Genomic DNA, 17,358 nt, shown 5'->3' with positions numbered 1-17,358 from the left:
CATATTGAGAATTTTTTAAAACGTTTAAAAAAAGAACGAACAAAATGGGATGGATTCTATTCACAGCTTATAGATCTATTATTTGACTTTAATGATATTTATGATCCTGATGATGAATACACAGGTTATCTTAAATTCTTTGTAATTCTGAGATATGACTTACAGAGAATAGACTCTGGTTATCTTGAACTTATGGACGAGTTAAAGATAATTGGGTACAAAGAGATAAGAAAATGGTTTTTAGATTTATTTGAGCTTTTCAAGAAAGATTATGAAACCATTGAAAAACAGAAAGATGAAAATAAAATTGAAGTGCAGGAATATTGTAGTTCAATACTTAATAAATGCAGTCGAATATTAGTTGCTCGTGTAGACTTGGGTTATTTGCAAGAATATTCTAGTCGAATTAGAGTTGAAGATATTTATAAGGACTTAGATATACTGCTTAACCGTATCCAAAATAAAGATGGCATATTTAAACATGTAGTCGGGTATATATGGGGAGTGGAACAAGGCGGTAAAAGTAAAGGTTTTCACTGTCACTTAGCAATCATCTATGATAATGCCTACCGTGCTGGAAGCGCAGCATATTGGGGGAATGAAATTATTGAGTTATGGAAGGATATTACTAGAGATTTTGGTCAAGGCTATAATTGTTGGAACCGTGAACGTGTAGCGGAACTTCGAAGTAAAGATGAGCTAGGGATCGGTGTGATTCATCGTCGCGATTCAACTCAAGTGGCAAATTTTATTAGAGCAATGCAATACATTGCTGATCATCACAAACGTACTCTTCAATACTTACGTGTTAAGCCAGAAGGACGAAGAGTATTTGGTAAAGGTCAGTTAAGAGTGCAGTATGATAGACGCTAAATGAAAATAATCTCAGATATACATTATCTAGATGAAAACGAGGTTTTTAACTTTGCAAGGCTTACCAATCGGTGAGCCTTTGTCATTTCTAGAGGTATATATTATGAGTTTAAATTGTCCTTATTGTTTTTCCGATCAGGTTATTCAAGTGGTTAATCAGCAGGTGAGTGGTTCTGATTCTACAGGTCTAGCAGCATCAGCTTCGTTCGCAACCATCGGTGCATCCATTTCAAAGGGTTTACCTTTGCCTGTATCACCACTGCTTGGCGGGCTTGCAGGTGTAGTCATTGGTGGTCTATTCAGTAGTGTGTTTGATGAGCCTAAAAAGCCTATCACCATGACCTACTATCACTGTAATCAATGTCAGCAAAACTTTCGTTGAGTTAGCATAGGAGATCAAAGCAATGGCACATCAAATTGAACAAATAGCCTATGTTGGCGAAACACCTTGGCATGGCTTAGGAAATCAGCTAAGTCCGAATCAACCACTGGAAGTCTGGGCACAGCAAGCCGGGATGGACTGGCGGATCGAATCCTCGAATGTCAGTTATATGGCACAGAATGAACGTGGTCAGAGCATCATCATGCCTTTTGAAGAGCAGCGAGTGTTGTATCGCTCAGATACCCATGCACCTTTATCTGTAGTCAGTCAGCGTTATCAGGAAGTTCAGCCTAAAGAGATCCTAGAGTTCTACCGGGATCTGACAGAGCAATCTGGCTTTGAGTTAGAAACCGCAGGGGTTTTGAAAGGTGGGAAGAAGTTCTGGGCTTTAGCACGTACCGGCCAAAGCACTGCATTAAAGGCTAAGGATGTCAGTAATGGTTATATCCTGCTAGCTACCGCGTGTGATGGCACTTTGGCAACGACAGCACAGTTCACCAGTATCCGGGTGGTCTGTAACAACACTTTAGCCATTGCTCTACGTGGACAAAGCAGTAGTGCTGGTGTAGTGAAAGTTCCACATAGCACCAAGTTTGACGCAGAGAAAGTGAAACAGCAATTAGGTATTTCAGTGCGTGCATGGGATGAGCACATGTATGAGATGAAACAGCTCACGCAGCGTAAGGTGAGTCAGCAGGAAGCTAAGGCTTACTTTGATGCCGTGTTTAATAATAGCACCATGTCAATTTCCGATCCTGAAGAAAACATTATTCAGTTCTATCGTAATGTCGCGCAGCAAGCTCAGGAGAAAAAGCCTGAACCGAATGGTCGTGCCATGAATAAAGCTTTAGAGATGTTTAATGGACAAGGACGCGGTGCTGAATTGTCATCAGCTAAAGATACAGCTTATGGTTTACTTTGTTCGATCACAGAATTTGTGGATCATGAACGACGTGCCATGAGTACCGATCATCGTCTTGATTCAGCTTGGTTTGGTGCAGGTGCAGGTGTGAAGCAACGAGGATTGGAGCAAGCACTTGCTTTGATCGCCTGAAATTAACTAACTCACTTATGTTGAAATCAAGTCACCCCAAACAAATGCTCATCAGAGCACTCATGTAACCCCTTTCAATTAATATGCATGCATATCGCCATACCCGACCTCGTGTCGGGTATGGCTTTTTTATGCATTTCTTTTACAGAGATCAGAATTAATAAGGATAATTCCATGAATCAAATTGTACCTATTTCCCATCAGCCTACGACGGTAGGATCAAAGATCGTAGTCAATCCAACTATCACGACCAAACGCTCAACAGCAGCCAAGCGATTGGTTAATACCAAAGGGATGGAATATCAGGACTGGCTCGAAGTTCGTAAACAAGGTATCGGTAGCAGTGATGCCGCGACTGCCTGTGGTCTCAATCCCTACATGTCGATGTTGGAACTCTGGCTGATCAAAACAGGACGGCAGGCTCAATTCATAGAAGATGAAAGCTCAGGTGTCGCACCGTTGTATTGGGGCAAGCAACTGGAACCTTTGGTGGCAGAGTTCTATAGCATGCGCACCTATAACAAGGTGCGACGGATCAATGCGGTACTTCAGCATCCTGATCCCGATAAACACTTTATGCTAGCCAATCTGGATTACAGCGTAGTCGGCAGCGATGAAGTCCAAATTTTGGAATGCAAAACAGCAGGTGAGCATGGAGCAAAATTGTGGCGTGATGGTGTACCTTTATATGTGCTGTGTCAGGTGCAACATCAACTGGCGGTGACTGGTAAACAGGCAGCGCATGTTTGTGTCTTGATCTGTGGGCATGAAACCAAGATCTTCAAAGTGACACGATCAGAATCCGTGATTGAACATATTGTTCAAGCAGAACGATATTTCTGGGAATGCGTGGAAAAGGATACACCACCATCCGTGGATGCAAGTGAATCCGCAGCCAAAGCGATTCAGCAACTCTATCCAGCGCATGTACCTTTAACCGTAGAGGATCTTTCGCAAAATGAAAATGCCAATTTGATGTTTGATCAGCTCATCAAAATGAAAGAAGAGATTCAGCATCAGCAGGAACGCTTTGACCAGCTTAAACATGAAATCCAGATGATGATGCAAGACAAGGAAAGGGCAGTCTTTGCAAATGGCTCGGTAGTTTGGAAGAAAGCCAAGGATTCTATCAGCCTCAATACCAAAGCATTGCTTCAGCACCAGCCTGAACTCATTGAGCTTTATCCACTTCAAAAGCAAGGCAGTCGTCGATTTAACATCTATACCGACTAAGCCCTATCTACAGCACGAAATCAAAAATTCACAAAAATCGCTCCCCGCTCTCTACCCTTCGGTAGAGAGCAAATCGGTCGCGATCTCTGTAGCACTTTATCTGGCTCTACATACTTTGGGTAACTTATTTGGTCTTTGTTCTGACCTACATAGATAGACCCAAATTTGTAAGGTAATACATTAAGGAATATCAACATGATTAAAGGTTTAGCAATTACTCCACCAATTCTGGGGCGTATCAGTATCGGTCGTATGGTTGAAAAGAGTGGCAAACGCTTACCGGAAAAAGATGATCAATTCACCATTACTTCCCAGATTCAAAGCAAAGAAGGCTGGATCAAACATCCATTAGATGATCAGCTTCGAGCCAATACGCCTAATCAAAAGTTGCGCTCAATCCCCGTCAGAATGATCTTTAATGATCCTGATCTGAACTTACGCGCTGAATACACCTTATTTGACCGACAGACTGGAAGACCTGTCTGTGTCGGTAATGGAGAAACCTGCCAACGTTTAACCAATCAAGGCGTGGAGCAACATCCCTGTCCATCCCCTGATTTATGTCCATTGGCTCAAGGAGGGAACTGCAAGCCCTACGGGCGTTTGCATGTGAACTTAGATGAATCGGATGAGTTTGGCACCTTCATCTTTAGAACTACAGGCTTTAACAGTATTCGAACTTTGGCTGCACGGCTGAGTTATTACCATGCGGCCTCAAATGGTTTGTTGTCATGTCTACCCTTGCAATTGATATTGCGGGGCAAGAGTACGACACAGAGTTATCGTCAGCCTGTGTATTACGTGGATCTGACTTTAAGGGAGGGAGTAGATTTACAGTCCGCACTTCAGACTGCAAGGGATATAGACCAACAGAGTAAACAAGCCGGGTTTAATCAAGAGGCTTTAGATCAAACGGCAAGGCAGGGATTTGCGAATGGTTTGTTTGAAATGGATATTGAGGAGGGGCTAGATGTGGTGGACGAGTTTTATCAGGAAGAAGGTCTGCACCAGCCTGTGGTAGAACAGAATGCGTTCGATATCCAGCAGGGATTGAAAGGATCTGTGACAGCTTTGAACTGAGTTAAATAAGAGGAAACCTTTTACTGATATCAATGAATTAAGGGAGCATTAGCTCCATTGCTGTCCCACAATTTTTCACAAGAGGAAGCTCATTTGAGCTTCCTCTTGTTTTATGGGTATTTTATCGGGTGGAAATAAAGCTTTTAAAATTCTTCTTTCAAACAAGTTCACTTGAATTATTCTGAGTAAACGTTGAACTGTCCAACCTGTTTTTCCTAAATGTTGAGCGAAACTCACCAATAAATAGGCGATCATCGCAATCCAGATTTGTGTCTGAATTGCGTTCCTGCTGCGGCCTAGAAACGCTTTTAATTTGAGATTCTGCTTAATCGCCTTAAAGAACAGCTCAACTTTCCAACGATCTTTATAAATCGCCGCAATGGTGGAGGCGGCTAAATGAAAGTTATTGCTGAGAAAGCTAAAGTGCTTGCCACTTTGCTGATCTCTATATTCAATTCTTCTTAACACTGGGGCTTTTCTTTTTAGGGCATGTGCGCTATTCAGCTGAATGGTTTCATCTTTTAGAATACCTTTGGATTCAAGCACTGGATGTTGCTGGATCACCTGATACACAGATTTAGGCCTAAAACGTGTGACAAATCCAATGTTTTGAGTAGTCAGATTTGCATACCATTGGTAATCGACATAGCCTTTATCAAAAACTACAATGCTGCCAGCAGGAAACTGGAATTTGCGGCCTTGTACCATGTCATTTTCTTTGCCATTTTCAACTGCAACAAACTCAGGAATATCATTGCTGTGATTCAATCCTATACTGAGTTTCATGCTGGCTTTTGAGTCGTGAACTTTGGCCCATTCACATAAGGAAAGCGACAGGTCAATATGACTGGCATCCAAGGAATACAAGGGATTTTTAAAGCGAAATTTATGAGCGACTTTTGAGTGTTCATAGTATTTAAGCAACTTGTAAAATAGCTGTTGATACAGGGCAGCAGGCTGCTGCTCATTGATTCGTGCCAGCGTGCTTCGGGGAATAGACTTTGCTCCGAGATGACTTAGCTTTTCCTGTTGGCACTCCAAATTGGATTGAATATCTCTCAGACTTTGCCTACAAGAGAATTGAGACATCAATATGGCAATAAACTGATCCCACCGGGAAGCCGCTCTAAATTTCTGTCCAACATGGTGTACTTTAGCAAGTTGTTCAAAATCCTGTCGCACAACAGGTTTAATTAGCTCATGAAATACGGTATTCTGATGTGACAAAACCTGAATCCTGGTCGTTAAAGTGTTTGTTTGCACTCATATTTTAACTGTTAGGACTCAGGTTTTTTTATTTAAAGCAAACTATGGGACAGCAGTGGCATTAGCTCCCTTTTTTACATAGAACAAGAATGTTTTAAGCTGTGTATCTGATATTTATGCATCTTTCAATTTCTGAAGATACTGTTCATCCAATATCCGCTGTTTTCGATTGAGAACAGCATTCAAAATCACAGCACAAAAAGCCGTTAGCAAAATTGGGCTGTTTAACAGAGGTGAAAGATAAGATGGTAGTTGTGAGAAAATAGTAGGTGAGAATACAGGCAACATACCTATGCCGGCACTGACTGCAATGATGTAGAGATTATTCACATTTTGAAAGTCGACACGCTGCAGTACTTTGATACCATTAGATGTCACCATCCCAAACATAAACAATGCGGCTCCACCTAGAACACATGAGGGTATAGACGCAACAAAGTAAGCTATTTTAGGAAATAGACCTAAAAGGATTAAAAACACACCAGCTAAAGCACATACACTGCGATTCTTAACACCTGTGATCGCTAGCAAACCGATGTTCTGAGCATAGGATGTATACGGGAAGATATTAAAAATCCCACCAATCATTGTGCCAAGGCTGTCAGCTTTAAAACCGCGAGTCAATTTTTCCTGATCCACCTCTTCTTCAACAATTTCACCTACAGCCATGAACATCCCAGCTGTTTCAATGAAAATAACCAGCATGACTACGCACATAGTCAAGACAGCCCAAAAGTTAAACTCTGGAATACCGAAGTGAAATGGCATCACCCAACCTAACCATGGGCTTTCATCTATCTTGTCTAAAGAGATGAGGCCAGAAAATGCAGCGATGATATAACCAATTCCCATCCCGATTAGAACTGAAATGTTGCCCAAAAAGCCTTTAACATAACGGCTGATGATAATAATGCTTAATAGAACACAGGCAGCGATAGATAAGTACAATGGATTTCCAAAGTCTTTTACCCCATATCCGCCAGCGGACCATGTGCCTGCAATACCAATGAGAGATAGACCAATCACAAGAATTTGAGTTCCTGTCACCACAGGAGGGAAGAATCGTATTAACTTTCCAATAAATGGTGAAATCAGGAAGCCAAAGATCCCTGCGATAATGATTGCCCCAAATACACTTAGTAGTCCCATATCTGGATTAGTCCCAATTGCAATCATTGGGCCTACTGCAGTAAAGGTAACTCCCATCATAATGGGAAAGCGAATACCTACATTTTTAAAACCAATAGTTTGAATGAGGGTGGCAATGCCACAAACAAATAGATCTGCAGTAATTAAGAAAGCAATTTCTGCAGTGCTTAACCCTAAAGCTCCTCCAACAATTAGGGGAATTGAAACAGCACCTGCATACATTACCAAGACGTGCTGGATACTGAGAAAAATCATGGAGCTTGGTTTTAAGTTATTGGCTGTGATTGTGTTAGTCATATATGTTTTTCTCCTTCAGCCTAAAAGGTATATTTGACGATGAAACTAGTAGCATTTTGATTAGTTTTAAAATATGGAGTGTCTTCGATTAAGAATTTGTTTTTCCAATAGTCGTATTCAATACCTGCTGCTAATTTTTTTGGGCTTAAGCCTAGATGAGGGCTAAGGTCATATTTGATTTGTGGGTTAAAGTGAAAGTCGGAAGAGTTATTACCTTTGGAATTGACTACCCAATCAATGTATCCATCAAAAATGATTGATGATTTAAGAAATGGGACGGTATATGACCAGCAAGGAGTGATTTGCCATTGTCCACTTGGGGTGTTTCCATCGTCTGGAATGCGATAGTAAAAATTAAGGGTGAAATAATCAAAGCCTTTGATATCAAGGTCAAAACCTGGACCAACTAAATAAGTCCACATATCGTCATAACCAGGCTGATCTTGGATGCTTAAGTCAAAGCTTGTAGCTATTAGGACATCTTTCACTGGCCCAAAGCTCAAATTCGTATTGGTTAGTTTTCCTATTGAAAAGCGGGGAGCAATTTCTGTATAGACCGCATTATGACCTTGGGAAGCAGTCTTTTCACCGTCAAACCAATAAGTGTCGACAAATAGATAGAGATCCCCCCATTTCCAACTGCTCGCATGTTCAAAAGTAATCGTTTCATGTGTATCAGGCTCTACTTCAAAACCTTTACCATAAAGTGCAGAAACGCTATTGGATTGCCAATATAACCAAGGTTTTTCTGCAAAAGAGTAAGTGCTGGCTGCACAGGTACTTAATAGTAATGAAGTGATAATTTTTTTCATTTGAATGTCCCCGATATTTAAACGTCAGCACGATGTTTGTAAGTAGCATCAAAGCGTGACTGTAGATATTCCATGCTAGTAATTGGTGAATATTTAGGTGGATTGGATTCGCTGTAACAGTTAGGCAGGCAACGGATTACAGTTTTTGGGCTCGGTTGGATGAAGAATGGGAAAGAAAAACGTTGTTTGCCTTTAGGACTTGAAACACGATGAGGTGTAGATTTGTAGATGTCATTGGACCAACGGGCCATCATGTCGCCGATATTGATAACATAAGTATCAGGAATAGGCGGAGCATCGATCCAATTACCATTCACATCCTGAACCTGCAATCCCCCTACATCGTCTTGAGCAAGAATAGTGACGCAGCCATAATCAGTGTGTGCTCCAGCATTGAAACTCTCTGATTGCGTATTGTCTAATGCAGGTGGGTAATGAATGAGGCGGAGTGCACACAGACTTTCTTGTAGGCAGTAATCAAAATAATTTTGCGGAAGACCAATGGCATGAGACATGGCATTTAGAAGAACTTTTCCTAAGTCCAACATCTCTTCAAAGTAGCCATCCATTACAGTTTTCCAGTCCTCGATATTCGGATATACATTAGGACCACGTAATGGTTCTTTATTGATTACATCAGGATGATCTGCTTCTAGGTGAACACCCATGTCATATACTTCTTTAAAGTCATTGGGCAGGTCAGGATTAAGTTGTTCAACACCCAATGCACCATATCCTCTGTGAGAGGCTTTGTGTTTTTGGATGTCTATTTCTAGTTTTTCAAGCAGTGGTTTACTAAAAAACTCTTTAGCTAAACTTTGAACTTCTGCAAGGTGATTCGGTTTATAACCACTGATATAGAAGAACCCCCATTCACGACATGCTTGGTCAATTTGGTTGCATATATCTGCATAATCAGGATGGTTAACGTCATAAAGAGGTGCAATGTCGATAACTGGTAATTTTTTCATGGGAAACTCCTTATTATTAGATATATGTTTTTTTGAACATGTCACGATAATGCTGTTCAACACTGATTGGTGGATATAGCGGTTCTGAGTTTTCCTCCAAACACTCTCGAATGCATTCAATCTGATACTGGTGATTACCGCTGTAGAAGAATGGAACAGAATATCGTTCCCCACCTGAGATGTTGATGACGCGATGGAGGGTGGATCTATATGTATTGTTCGTCCACATAGAGATTAGGTCACCTAGGTTAACGACATAACTATCTTCAATTGGCTCTGCCCAAATCCATTGCTTTTGAGTTTGATCCCACACTTGTAAACCGCGGTTATGATCCTGAAGTAATAGGGTTAACCCTCCAAAATCAGTATGTGCCCCGCATCCTTTTTCATTTGGTTGAGCATTAGAGGGTTGTGGAGGATAGTGCAATAAACGCAAGGTGACTAAATCTGCATCCTTGCAGAACTCTGAGAAATAATCTTCTTCCAGACCTAGTGACGAACCGATAGCATGCATGAGCCTTTCTGAGACTTTGATCATTTCTAGTTGGTATTCCTCCATAACCTCTTTGAATCCATCAATATCTGGCCATTGGTTTGGGCCTTGGTTAAAAGCTTTATGGATGACAACAGGATCTGAAGCTGAGCGTTCCTTCCCGATATAAAAGCCTTCCTTGATATCAGGTGGAGAATCAGGTTCAAGGGTTTGTGCTCTTAATTGTTCATAACCTCGGTTTGCTTCAGAAAGCTCGATGGTCCATTGCATTTTCTGTTCTAGGGGAAGACTGAAAAATAATTTGGAATATTCAAAAACCTTATCTTGTAATGTTTTAGAAACCCCGTGTCCGGTAATGTAAAAAAAACCTTTATCTAGACATGCTTTACGAATATTTGAAGCAATGTTTTGGTGAGTTTGTATGTCATTATCCAGAAGACCGGAAATATCAATAATGGGTATAGAGGTAATGTTTTGATCGTTTTCTAACGCGGTCATGCAATCTTCCAAAAATAATGTTTTCTTTTTTTTATAAAATAATCATGAGACCGCATAGCAACGAATATCGATCAAGCTGATGCCAAAAAGAGAGCTATTCTTAATTAATTAAATAAAAACAATTGCTTAAACTTTTTTAAATGAGTGATGATGCTGAAAAAGCAACGGGATGCACTGAAAATAATGCTTTAGGTCCAAAAAATGGCTGCTACTTAATGGCAAGTTTTTTGCTTCTATTTCAATAGCTCATTCAAATTTATAAATGGATTGGGGCTTTAAAATTGGAATAGGATGTGATGTTAAAATGAGTACACGTGGTCTTCGCTTTCACTCAGCAGCAATTCATTATTTTGATGCTGTACGCCGGTGCGGTTCAATCAGGGAAGCAGCCAGACAATTAAATGTCGTATCTTCCGCTGTAAATAGGCAAATTTTAAAACTCGAAGATGAAATTGGAGCACCATTATTCAATCGGGTGCCTTCGGGTATGGTGCTTACTCATGCAGGTGAGTTGTTTTCAAGACATATTAGTTTAGTACTGAGAGATACTAAGCGATTGCAGAATGAATTGGATGCACTGAAAGGGCTTTATAAAGGTCATGTTGAAATTGCGAGTGTTGAAACACTAGCGATTAATTTACTGCCAGAGATTATTGAAAAATTCCAGGTCAAATATCCTAATGTAACTGTAGGGGTTACAATTTTAGGCTCAAAAGATATCCCTAATGAAATCATTGAAAATCGGGTGGATCTAGGCTTGGCTTTTGCCTTGCCAAAGCATAATGATTTGCATCAAATAGCAATATCCCATTTTAAATTAGGTGCAATTGTATCGACTGACCATCCGCTGGCTTCTCAAAAGACGGTGTCATTCCATCAATGCCTCGACTATGACGTGATCATGCCAAAACCTAATTTGTCTATTTATCAACAGTTAGCGCCATTATTTGCGGGTGCACAACATGCTATTCCAAATTTTAAAATGCAAACGAGTTCTTTGGAATTAATGAAACAGTTAATACTCAGGAATAAGGGAATTGGTTTTCAGACATTCTTTGGGTTGGAAAATGAAATAATTAATAATCGCCTTCGTTATATCCCACTGAATGATAACAATGGTATTTACTGTGATTTAGGTCTCTATGCACGTAAAGGTCATTATCTTTCTACAGCGACAGATGCTCTCTCTAGGCTCATTGCAGACGAAATATTGCAGAGAGGCGAAGCAGGGTCCTAAGCTTAATCTGAAAGGTATAAACATCAAAAAAGCTAAGCCCTTATTGAAATTCTTCAATAAGGGCTTATTCATGTTTATTTAGGATAAGCAGCATCCACGCCTTTAACGAAGTAATTCATACTCATCAATTGCGTATTTGAGAGATGTTTGCCTTTTTCTAAAAGTAATGTTCCATCTTGTTTGTGAAGAGGTCCACTAAACACAACATATTGACCATTACGAATTTTATCTCGCACTGCCAAAACGTTCATTTTTTCATTGTTAGTGACCATTGGGCCAAAACCAGTTATATCGATGGCACCTTCCTTGACACCATACCATGTAGATCCAGGCTTCCATGTTTTGTTATGCACTTGTTGCAAAACAGGGGTATAGATTTTTTCCCAATATAACACTGATGCAGCTAGGTGACCTTTAGGAGCAAACTTACCCATATCTGAGTTCCAGCCAAAGGCAAATTTTCCTTTTTCCTGAGCAGCTTGAACTACAGCGGGGGAGTTGGTGACTTGTGATAATACATCAGCATTTTGTGAGATCAATGCAAATGCAGCCTCACGCTCTTTTCCTGGATCGAACCAAGTGTTAATCCAGACCACCTTGGTCTTAATTTTTGGATTTACAGATTGAGCCCCAAGTGTATAAGCATTAATATCTCTAATGACTTCAGGAATTGGGAACGGTGCTACAACACCCAGAATATTACTTTTAGTCTTATAGCCTGCTAATACCCCTTGCAAGTAAGAGCCCTCATAGGTTCGGATATCATAGACACCTACATTTTTTGCAGTTTTAAATCCGTTAGCATGCATAAAAATGGTGTTCGGGAACTGTTTAGCTACCTTTTCAATAGTATTCATATACCCAAACGTGGTGGCAAATATAACCTTATTCCCTTGTTGTGCGAGTCTTCGGAATGTACGTTCAGAATCAGCATTATCTAGAATATTTTCGATATAAGAGGTCTTAAATTTACCCTGTAAGGCTTTTTCTGTTTTCATGCGTCCTATATCGTGCGAATAAGACCAACCATAATCATTTTTATGCGCGACATAGACAAAAGCTGCTTGATCAGCGGCCAATGCTGGATTGGCCCCACTGATAAGTAAAAAACCTAAAAGGCTGGTATTGGCCAAAATATATTTTAGATTCAGGAGTTTTTTCATGCAGAAGCCCTTTGAAGAGTATCAACTGCATTTTGTTTTGCCATAAATATTGCCAGTCGCTCCTCATAAATCTCACGAATATAACGGGCAACACTGCAACTATCGGCAAACATGTTGTATTTCCAATTTAAGCCATAAGACTCTAAATTGATGTTATCTACTGTCATGAGCTGTACTTTAGAATTTGGATTGTTCAAGTAACTATCAATGATTTTACGGATGACCTCTTTGGTTGGTGCAAGCTTATATGCATGCCAGAAGTCTGTATGCCATTCGCCTTCCATAGGTTGATTAAATGGATACTGAATTCCTCGACCTGGACGATTCGTTCCTAAGCCATTATATGGTCCTGTTTCAAATGCCAACCAGTTAACTGGATTATTAGGGACTGCAGGACGGATCTGCCCCCATGTAACTAAATTTCGATTCAGCCAATCATCTGCAAAACTATCATTATTAAAAGGATCTAACTTTCTGATAGCTTTAGGATCATCACGCATTTGTGATACAGCAAGCTCAATTTCATTTTCAATTTTAAAAATACAATGGCTGTAATCCATTGCAAACTCAAACGGCACACCTTCTTTTTCTATAAGATCTGCCACCGGAATTACTCGACGATAATCTTCAGACCAGTTATCAACGTGGCACTCTAAGGTAACCGTTATTCCTTTACTTTGAGCGTAGGTGTAGAAATCGATATAAGTTTTAGCAACTTCTTCGTTCGTTACATAATGACCATCTGCATGTTTTGCCCAAATCATCATGTTGTGGAATTTGGCCCCTACAGCGGCACTACGATTAATATCCTGTTTGAATGCTTCCTCATCCTTGCCAATGACATATAAGCCACAACCAGAATAAATAGGGATATTTGTTTTCTGACTTGCCTTGATGTAAGCATCTATTTGACTATCTTCAAGAGGGATACGATCCAGAAAATCAAAGACCTCCGCAGCTTTTAGCATTTCGAACTGTTCGAGAATAGTAGGCTCATTCAGGCTTACTGGTCGTTCTTTTGATGAGTTTTGAATGCCTAAACCAGCACAACCTAGAGGAAACATTTTTTTCATAATTTTGATACCAACTGTTGAATAAATTAAACGGCTTCTTTTTTCGATGCGTAAGTTTTTTGATACATATAGGCTAGGTATTCACCTACAGTCATTTCTTTAGGTTCAGCCTTAAATTGATCACCTAAATTTTGCAGCGTTTTGATTTTGTATTCGTAATCCAAGTCAAAGAAGGTTGGAACCGAATAACGTGAGACACCTGCTTTACTATTGAAAACACGGTGCATATTTGAGAGGTAGAGTCCATTAGTCATGAATTGGACTAAATCACCGAGGTTTACGATAAAAGTATCTGGTATGTGAGGTGCACGTATCCATTCACCCTCACTATTGCGTACTTCTAGTCCACCTACTTCATCTTGCAATAAGAGCGTCAGTAACCCCCAATCAGTGTGCGCACCGCACCCTAGCTGATTGTTTACAATTTTTTCAGATTGAGGAGGATAGTGAAGCATACGGGTAATAATGACAGTTTCATCATAGCCTGCCTCGAAGTAGTTTTCTTCAAGCCCAAGAGAAAGTGCCAATAGGCCAGCTAGATGCTTACCCAGTTTTAAAGTCTGTTGAATATAGGTTTCGGTCTGGGTCTTCATTTCAGGAAGATCTTCAGGCCACTGATTCTGCCCATGTTGTGGATAGCCTTTTTGGACATATGGGTGACTTGAATCTAGATTTTTCCCTGACATGAACCCTTCTTTTAAGTCAGGAGGAGAGCCTTCATCAAGTGTTTGAGCTGCCATTGGTTCATAACCACGAAGGCATTTGGAGTTTTTGAAATCAATTTCTAGTTTCTTTTCAATCGGAAGGTCAAAAAACTGTTTTGCAATGTCTAATTGTTTTTGGAGAACTTCAGAAGCGATACCATGATTTTTAATATAGAAGAAACCTGTTGTTCTGCATGCTTTATGGATTTCCCACGCAACAGATTTCCGGTTTTCCAGGTTATCGGAAAAACTGTCGCTTAAGTCGATTACTGGAATACTTTTAGCCGTAGAAGGTGGTGTGTATATCAACATTTTTGTGGCTCTTTGAACTTTGTTGTTATCAACTTAATGACAATTTAATTCCGTGCATAGCAGAGAATCTCGCTCAACTCGTTGCCAAAAAGGCAACACTAAATAAAGTCAGAGTAGTAATAGGAGTCCAAGTAATTCAGCATCAATTAAGAATTGTGATGAGTTATAAAATGCTAGTTATTCGTTAAGTTTAGATAAGAAGAACAATAATAAGAAAAGTGTTCTAAAAATTAGAAATACCATTCCTAAAGTCTTTAATAGACAGATAGAAAAGAAAAAGTCATGATGCAGCAATGCTAAGAAGTTTGAATTAATCAATAACTTATAAGAGGGGCAGCGCTAAAATGAATGCAATACCAGTTCTCAATTTATTCACTCAGCCACAATGTAGTCAATTTGACCCAAATGACTGGAATATTCTAGCGCAGCATTGGTATCCGGTAGTTCAAATCCAGGATGTAACGACTCAACCGCAGCAAGTTCAGCTTCTTGATGTCAAAATGGCTATTTATAAAACTGAAAGTGGAGAAATTCATCTGGTAAGAGATATCTGTCCACATCGAGGAGTGCCATTAAGTAAAGGATGGGTAGAAGGTGAAAATATTGTTTGTCCCTATCATGGGCTCAACTATAACGCACAAGGTAAGTGCGTAAAAATCCCTGCTCAACCAGAACTTACCCAAATTTCAGATCGGTTCACCTTAACTAAATTCCCTGTAGTTGAGAAATATGGACTAGTTTGGACCAGCTTATTTAGCCGTGATGAAAGTGAAGCTAATTTTCCAGTTCTTGAAACTTGGGATTCAGATGAACATCAATCAATACTCCCACCATTTGTTGATATAGCAGGTTCTAGTGGTCGTCAGCTTGAAGGTTTTATCGATGTGGCACATTTTGCCTGGGTGCATAACAAGGCATTCGCTGATCGTGATAATCCAGTAGTGCCAAAATATGAAACTGAAAGAACAGATTATGGACTTAAAACGATTTATATCTCTACAGTAAGTAACTTTCCTCATAGTTTGAGACATTTAGAGCCAGAGAATTTCCTATGGAAACGAGAATTTGATGTATATCCTCCATTCTCGGCAACACTTACTGTCTATTTTCCTAACAATGGGATTTTAAAAATTTTGAATGCTTGTTGTCCTGTTTCGCATAATCAAACCAGGCTATTTGTTCCGTTGACACGTAATTTTGATACGACGGGTGACCTACAGGCTGTATATGACTTCAATGCACAAATTTTTGCAGAGGATCAGGATATTGTTGAGAGTCAAAAACCGGAAGAACTTCCATTAGATGTTTCAATGGAGGCGCACTTTGCAGCAGACAAATCTTCAACGACATATAGACGGATATTGGCAGAATGGGGATTAAGTAAAAGATATGTGGTCTAGGGATATAAGATAACCTGATTCTCACGATTGGTTGAAATATAAGGGAAATAGTTTCCCTTATATTTTTAGAGATTGATTTCGCAGAAATGATGTGTGCTGAAAAAACAGGAGGTTTTAACTTGGTAAACTAAACACACTCATCAGGAGTTTACCATGAGCAAGAAACACAAGACTTACACCACAGAATTTAAAGCTGAAGCCATCAAATTAATTGAAGCCAATCAAGGCAATGTCTCGGAAACAGCTAGACAACTTAGCATTTCAATGCAAACTCTTTCAAATTGGAATACCAAAGCAAAGGCTGGAACTTTAGCAGGTACAAAACAGTATTCACCTGATCTAAACGCTCTACTCGAAGAAAATAAAAAACTCAAACAACAGCTCAAAATAGCTGAAATGGAACGTGAATTTTTAAAAAAGGCAGCAGCGTACTTTGCCAAAGAAAGTCAGTAAGGTACGCCTATATGAAACAAAAAAGATATTCTTTTCCAATTACCTTAATGGCTCGATTACTTCATGTTTCAGTTTCATGTTTTTATGATTGGCTCAAGAGAGGCGTGAGCAAAAGAACGATTCAACGAAATCAACAGACGATATTGGTGAAAATAGCCCATGAGGAGACAAGGCAGAGCTATGGTTATATTCGATTAACCAAATACTTACAAGCTCAGGGTATAAAAATGAGTATGTACGCTGTACGTCAGATAAAAGCGCTGAACCACCTGTATTGTAAGCGACACAAGCGTTTTAAAAGGACTACGAATAGTGACCATAATCGAGCGATCTATGAAAACCTGCTGGAGCAACAATTCTCAATGACTAGACCAAATCAAGCATGGTCAAGTGATATTACGTACATATGGACTGTTGAAGGATGGCTGTATTTAGCAGCGGTAAAAGACCTTTACACGAAGCAAGTGGTTGGCTATAGCTTAAATGAGCGCATGACAACACAGCTTGTTTGTAATGCGCTAAATATGGCTATTCACAATCAAAAACCAACCAAAGAACTGATTGTGCATTCAGACAGAGGAAGTGAATATTGCAGCCATGAATATCGAAATATACTTGAGCAATATGGTTTTCAAGGTTCAATGAGCAAGCGCGGAGACTGTTACGATAATGCACCGATTGAAAGCTTTTGGGGAATACTGAAAAATGAGTTAGTGCATCATTACAACTATCAAACCAGAGAAGAAGCCAAAGCAGATATTATAAAATACATTGAGTTATTTTATAATCATCGAAGAATTCAAAAGGGTTTGGGTTTTAAGACACCAAATCAAATGGCCGAAGACTTTTATAAGTTGGCTGCCTAGAATCTCCCAAGGGAAAGTCTCCTGATAATTCAGCGTATATCA

Annotated in this window: 16 protein-coding genes; 8 read left to right on the top strand and 8 right to left on the bottom strand. The window is 39.7% G+C overall.

Going from position 1 to position 17,358, the window contains the following annotated elements; genetic code table 11:
- The first annotated feature begins 3 nt into the window (after positions 1-3).
- The 5 genes from B2Y23_RS10465 (at position 4) to B2Y23_RS10445 (ending at position 4,622) form a co-directional block, all read left to right on the top strand.
- Positions 4-873, top strand: coding sequence for a YagK/YfjJ domain-containing protein (locus tag B2Y23_RS10465; RefSeq protein WP_291370709.1), 870 nt, complete (start codon positions 4-6; stop codon positions 871-873).
- A gap of 103 nt (positions 874-976) precedes the next feature.
- Positions 977-1,255, top strand: a complete 279-nt coding sequence (locus B2Y23_RS10460; protein WP_120364056.1) for a hypothetical protein — start codon at positions 977-979, stop codon at positions 1,253-1,255.
- 22 nt (positions 1,256-1,277) lie between these two features.
- Positions 1,278-2,309 (top strand): DUF932 domain-containing protein, encoded by a 1,032-nt coding sequence (locus tag B2Y23_RS10455; RefSeq protein WP_117007175.1) that lies wholly within the window; start codon positions 1,278-1,280, stop codon positions 2,307-2,309.
- A gap of 174 nt (positions 2,310-2,483) precedes the next feature.
- Positions 2,484-3,542: a YqaJ viral recombinase family protein gene (locus B2Y23_RS10450; RefSeq protein ID WP_291370704.1), complete on the top strand. Its 1,059-nt coding sequence runs from the start codon at positions 2,484-2,486 to the stop codon at positions 3,540-3,542.
- 195 nt (positions 3,543-3,737) lie between these two features.
- Positions 3,738-4,622, top strand: a complete 885-nt coding sequence (locus B2Y23_RS10445; protein ID WP_291370702.1) for a hydrolase or metal-binding protein — start codon at positions 3,738-3,740, stop codon at positions 4,620-4,622.
- A gap of 75 nt (positions 4,623-4,697) precedes the next feature.
- On the opposite strand, the gene B2Y23_RS10440 is transcribed toward B2Y23_RS10445, so the two are convergent.
- The 5 genes from B2Y23_RS10440 to B2Y23_RS10420 form a co-directional block, all read right to left on the bottom strand.
- Entirely contained in the window at positions 4,698-5,849 is a 1,152-nt protein-coding gene (locus B2Y23_RS10440; protein ID WP_291370700.1) for an IS4-like element ISAbe18 family transposase, read from the bottom strand.
- A 153-nt stretch (positions 5,850-6,002) separates the two neighbouring features.
- On the bottom strand, positions 6,003-7,334 hold the full coding sequence (locus tag B2Y23_RS10435; RefSeq protein ID WP_291370698.1) for a nucleobase:cation symporter-2 family protein: 1,332 nt from the start codon (positions 7,332-7,334) through the stop codon (positions 6,003-6,005).
- Positions 7,335-7,354: 20 nt separating this feature from the next.
- Positions 7,355-8,146 carry an outer membrane protein OmpK gene (locus B2Y23_RS10430; protein ID WP_291370696.1) on the bottom strand — a complete coding sequence of 264 codons (792 nt, stop codon included), beginning with the start codon at positions 8,144-8,146 and terminating at the stop codon, positions 7,355-7,357.
- 17 nt (positions 8,147-8,163) lie between these two features.
- The gene (locus B2Y23_RS10425; protein ID WP_005090792.1) at positions 8,164-9,117 is read right to left on the bottom strand and encodes an isopenicillin N synthase family dioxygenase; all 954 of its coding nucleotides are present in this window, start codon (positions 9,115-9,117) and stop codon (positions 8,164-8,166) included.
- 16 nt (positions 9,118-9,133) lie between these two features.
- Complete coding sequence (locus B2Y23_RS10420) at positions 9,134-10,108, bottom strand: isopenicillin N synthase family dioxygenase (RefSeq protein WP_184104167.1); 975 nt, start codon at positions 10,106-10,108, stop codon at positions 9,134-9,136.
- 304 nt (positions 10,109-10,412) lie between these two features.
- Here B2Y23_RS10420 and B2Y23_RS10415 point away from each other — a divergent pair, with 304 nt between their 5' ends.
- The gene (locus B2Y23_RS10415; RefSeq protein WP_016653407.1) at positions 10,413-11,345 is read left to right on the top strand and encodes a LysR family transcriptional regulator; all 933 of its coding nucleotides are present in this window, start codon (positions 10,413-10,415) and stop codon (positions 11,343-11,345) included.
- A 74-nt stretch (positions 11,346-11,419) separates the two neighbouring features.
- Here B2Y23_RS10415 and B2Y23_RS10410 read toward each other — a convergent pair whose 3' ends face one another.
- From B2Y23_RS10410 to B2Y23_RS10400, 3 genes are read right to left on the bottom strand one after another with little or no spacing between them, the layout of a single operon-like run.
- Complete coding sequence (locus B2Y23_RS10410; RefSeq protein WP_291370693.1) at positions 11,420-12,508, bottom strand: BMP family ABC transporter substrate-binding protein; 1,089 nt, start codon at positions 12,506-12,508, stop codon at positions 11,420-11,422.
- The gene (locus B2Y23_RS10405) at positions 12,505-13,581 is read right to left on the bottom strand and encodes a hypothetical protein (RefSeq protein ID WP_017385289.1); all 1,077 of its coding nucleotides are present in this window, start codon (positions 13,579-13,581) and stop codon (positions 12,505-12,507) included. The genes B2Y23_RS10410 and B2Y23_RS10405 overlap by 4 nt, the downstream gene beginning before the upstream one ends.
- Positions 13,582-13,607: 26 nt before the next feature.
- Positions 13,608-14,597: an isopenicillin N synthase family dioxygenase gene (locus B2Y23_RS10400; RefSeq protein WP_184104163.1), complete on the bottom strand. Its 990-nt coding sequence runs from the start codon at positions 14,595-14,597 to the stop codon at positions 13,608-13,610.
- A gap of 344 nt (positions 14,598-14,941) precedes the next feature.
- Between B2Y23_RS10400 and B2Y23_RS10395 the strand changes: the two genes are divergently transcribed.
- Both B2Y23_RS10395 and B2Y23_RS10390 read left to right on the top strand, forming a co-directional pair.
- The gene (locus B2Y23_RS10395; protein WP_000991568.1) at positions 14,942-15,997 is read left to right on the top strand and encodes an aromatic ring-hydroxylating oxygenase subunit alpha; all 1,056 of its coding nucleotides are present in this window, start codon (positions 14,942-14,944) and stop codon (positions 15,995-15,997) included.
- A gap of 153 nt (positions 15,998-16,150) precedes the next feature.
- Positions 16,151-17,316 (top strand): IS3-like element ISAba22 family transposase gene (locus tag B2Y23_RS10390; RefSeq protein ID WP_180183990.1). Its coding sequence is split into 2 segments (ribosomal slippage): positions 16,151-16,409 and positions 16,409-17,316, totalling 1,167 coding nucleotides; the frame shifts between segments, so codons are not numbered across the junction.
- The last annotated feature ends 42 nt before the right edge of the window (positions 17,317-17,358 follow it).

The organism is Acinetobacter sp. UBA5934 (assembly GCF_002430855.1).
GTDB lineage: Bacteria > Pseudomonadota > Gammaproteobacteria > Pseudomonadales > Moraxellaceae > Acinetobacter.
The sequence above is the reverse complement of the archived record's forward strand: the minus strand, read 5'-3'. Positions and strand labels throughout refer to the sequence as shown.

What these genes read in the sequence shown, in the direction of transcription:
- B2Y23_RS10430 (WP_291370696.1), bottom strand. Translation starts at nt 8,146, where the DNA reads ATGAAAAAAATTATCACTTCATTACTATTAAGTACCTGTGCAGCCAGC.
- B2Y23_RS10420 (WP_184104167.1), bottom strand. Translation starts at nt 10,108, where the DNA reads ATGACCGCGTTAGAAAACGATCAAAACATTACCTCTATACCCATTATT.
- B2Y23_RS10435 (WP_291370698.1), bottom strand. Translation starts at nt 7,334, where the DNA reads ATGACTAACACAATCACAGCCAATAACTTAAAACCAAGCTCCATGATT.
- B2Y23_RS10450 (WP_291370704.1), top strand. Translation starts at nt 2,484, where the DNA reads ATGAATCAAATTGTACCTATTTCCCATCAGCCTACGACGGTAGGATCA.
- B2Y23_RS10410 (WP_291370693.1), bottom strand. Translation starts at nt 12,508, where the DNA reads ATGAAAAAACTCCTGAATCTAAAATATATTTTGGCCAATACCAGCCTT.
- B2Y23_RS10395 (WP_000991568.1), top strand. Translation starts at nt 14,942, where the DNA reads ATGAATGCAATACCAGTTCTCAATTTATTCACTCAGCCACAATGTAGT.
- B2Y23_RS10455 (WP_117007175.1), top strand. Translation starts at nt 1,278, where the DNA reads ATGGCACATCAAATTGAACAAATAGCCTATGTTGGCGAAACACCTTGG.
- B2Y23_RS10405 (WP_017385289.1), bottom strand. Translation starts at nt 13,581, where the DNA reads ATGAAAAAAATGTTTCCTCTAGGTTGTGCTGGTTTAGGCATTCAAAAC.
- B2Y23_RS10415 (WP_016653407.1), top strand. Translation starts at nt 10,413, where the DNA reads ATGAGTACACGTGGTCTTCGCTTTCACTCAGCAGCAATTCATTATTTT.
- B2Y23_RS10425 (WP_005090792.1), bottom strand. Translation starts at nt 9,117, where the DNA reads ATGAAAAAATTACCAGTTATCGACATTGCACCTCTTTATGACGTTAAC.
- B2Y23_RS10460 (WP_120364056.1), top strand. Translation starts at nt 977, where the DNA reads ATGAGTTTAAATTGTCCTTATTGTTTTTCCGATCAGGTTATTCAAGTG.
- B2Y23_RS10445 (WP_291370702.1), top strand. Translation starts at nt 3,738, where the DNA reads ATGATTAAAGGTTTAGCAATTACTCCACCAATTCTGGGGCGTATCAGT.
- B2Y23_RS10400 (WP_184104163.1), bottom strand. Translation starts at nt 14,597, where the DNA reads ATGTTGATATACACACCACCTTCTACGGCTAAAAGTATTCCAGTAATC.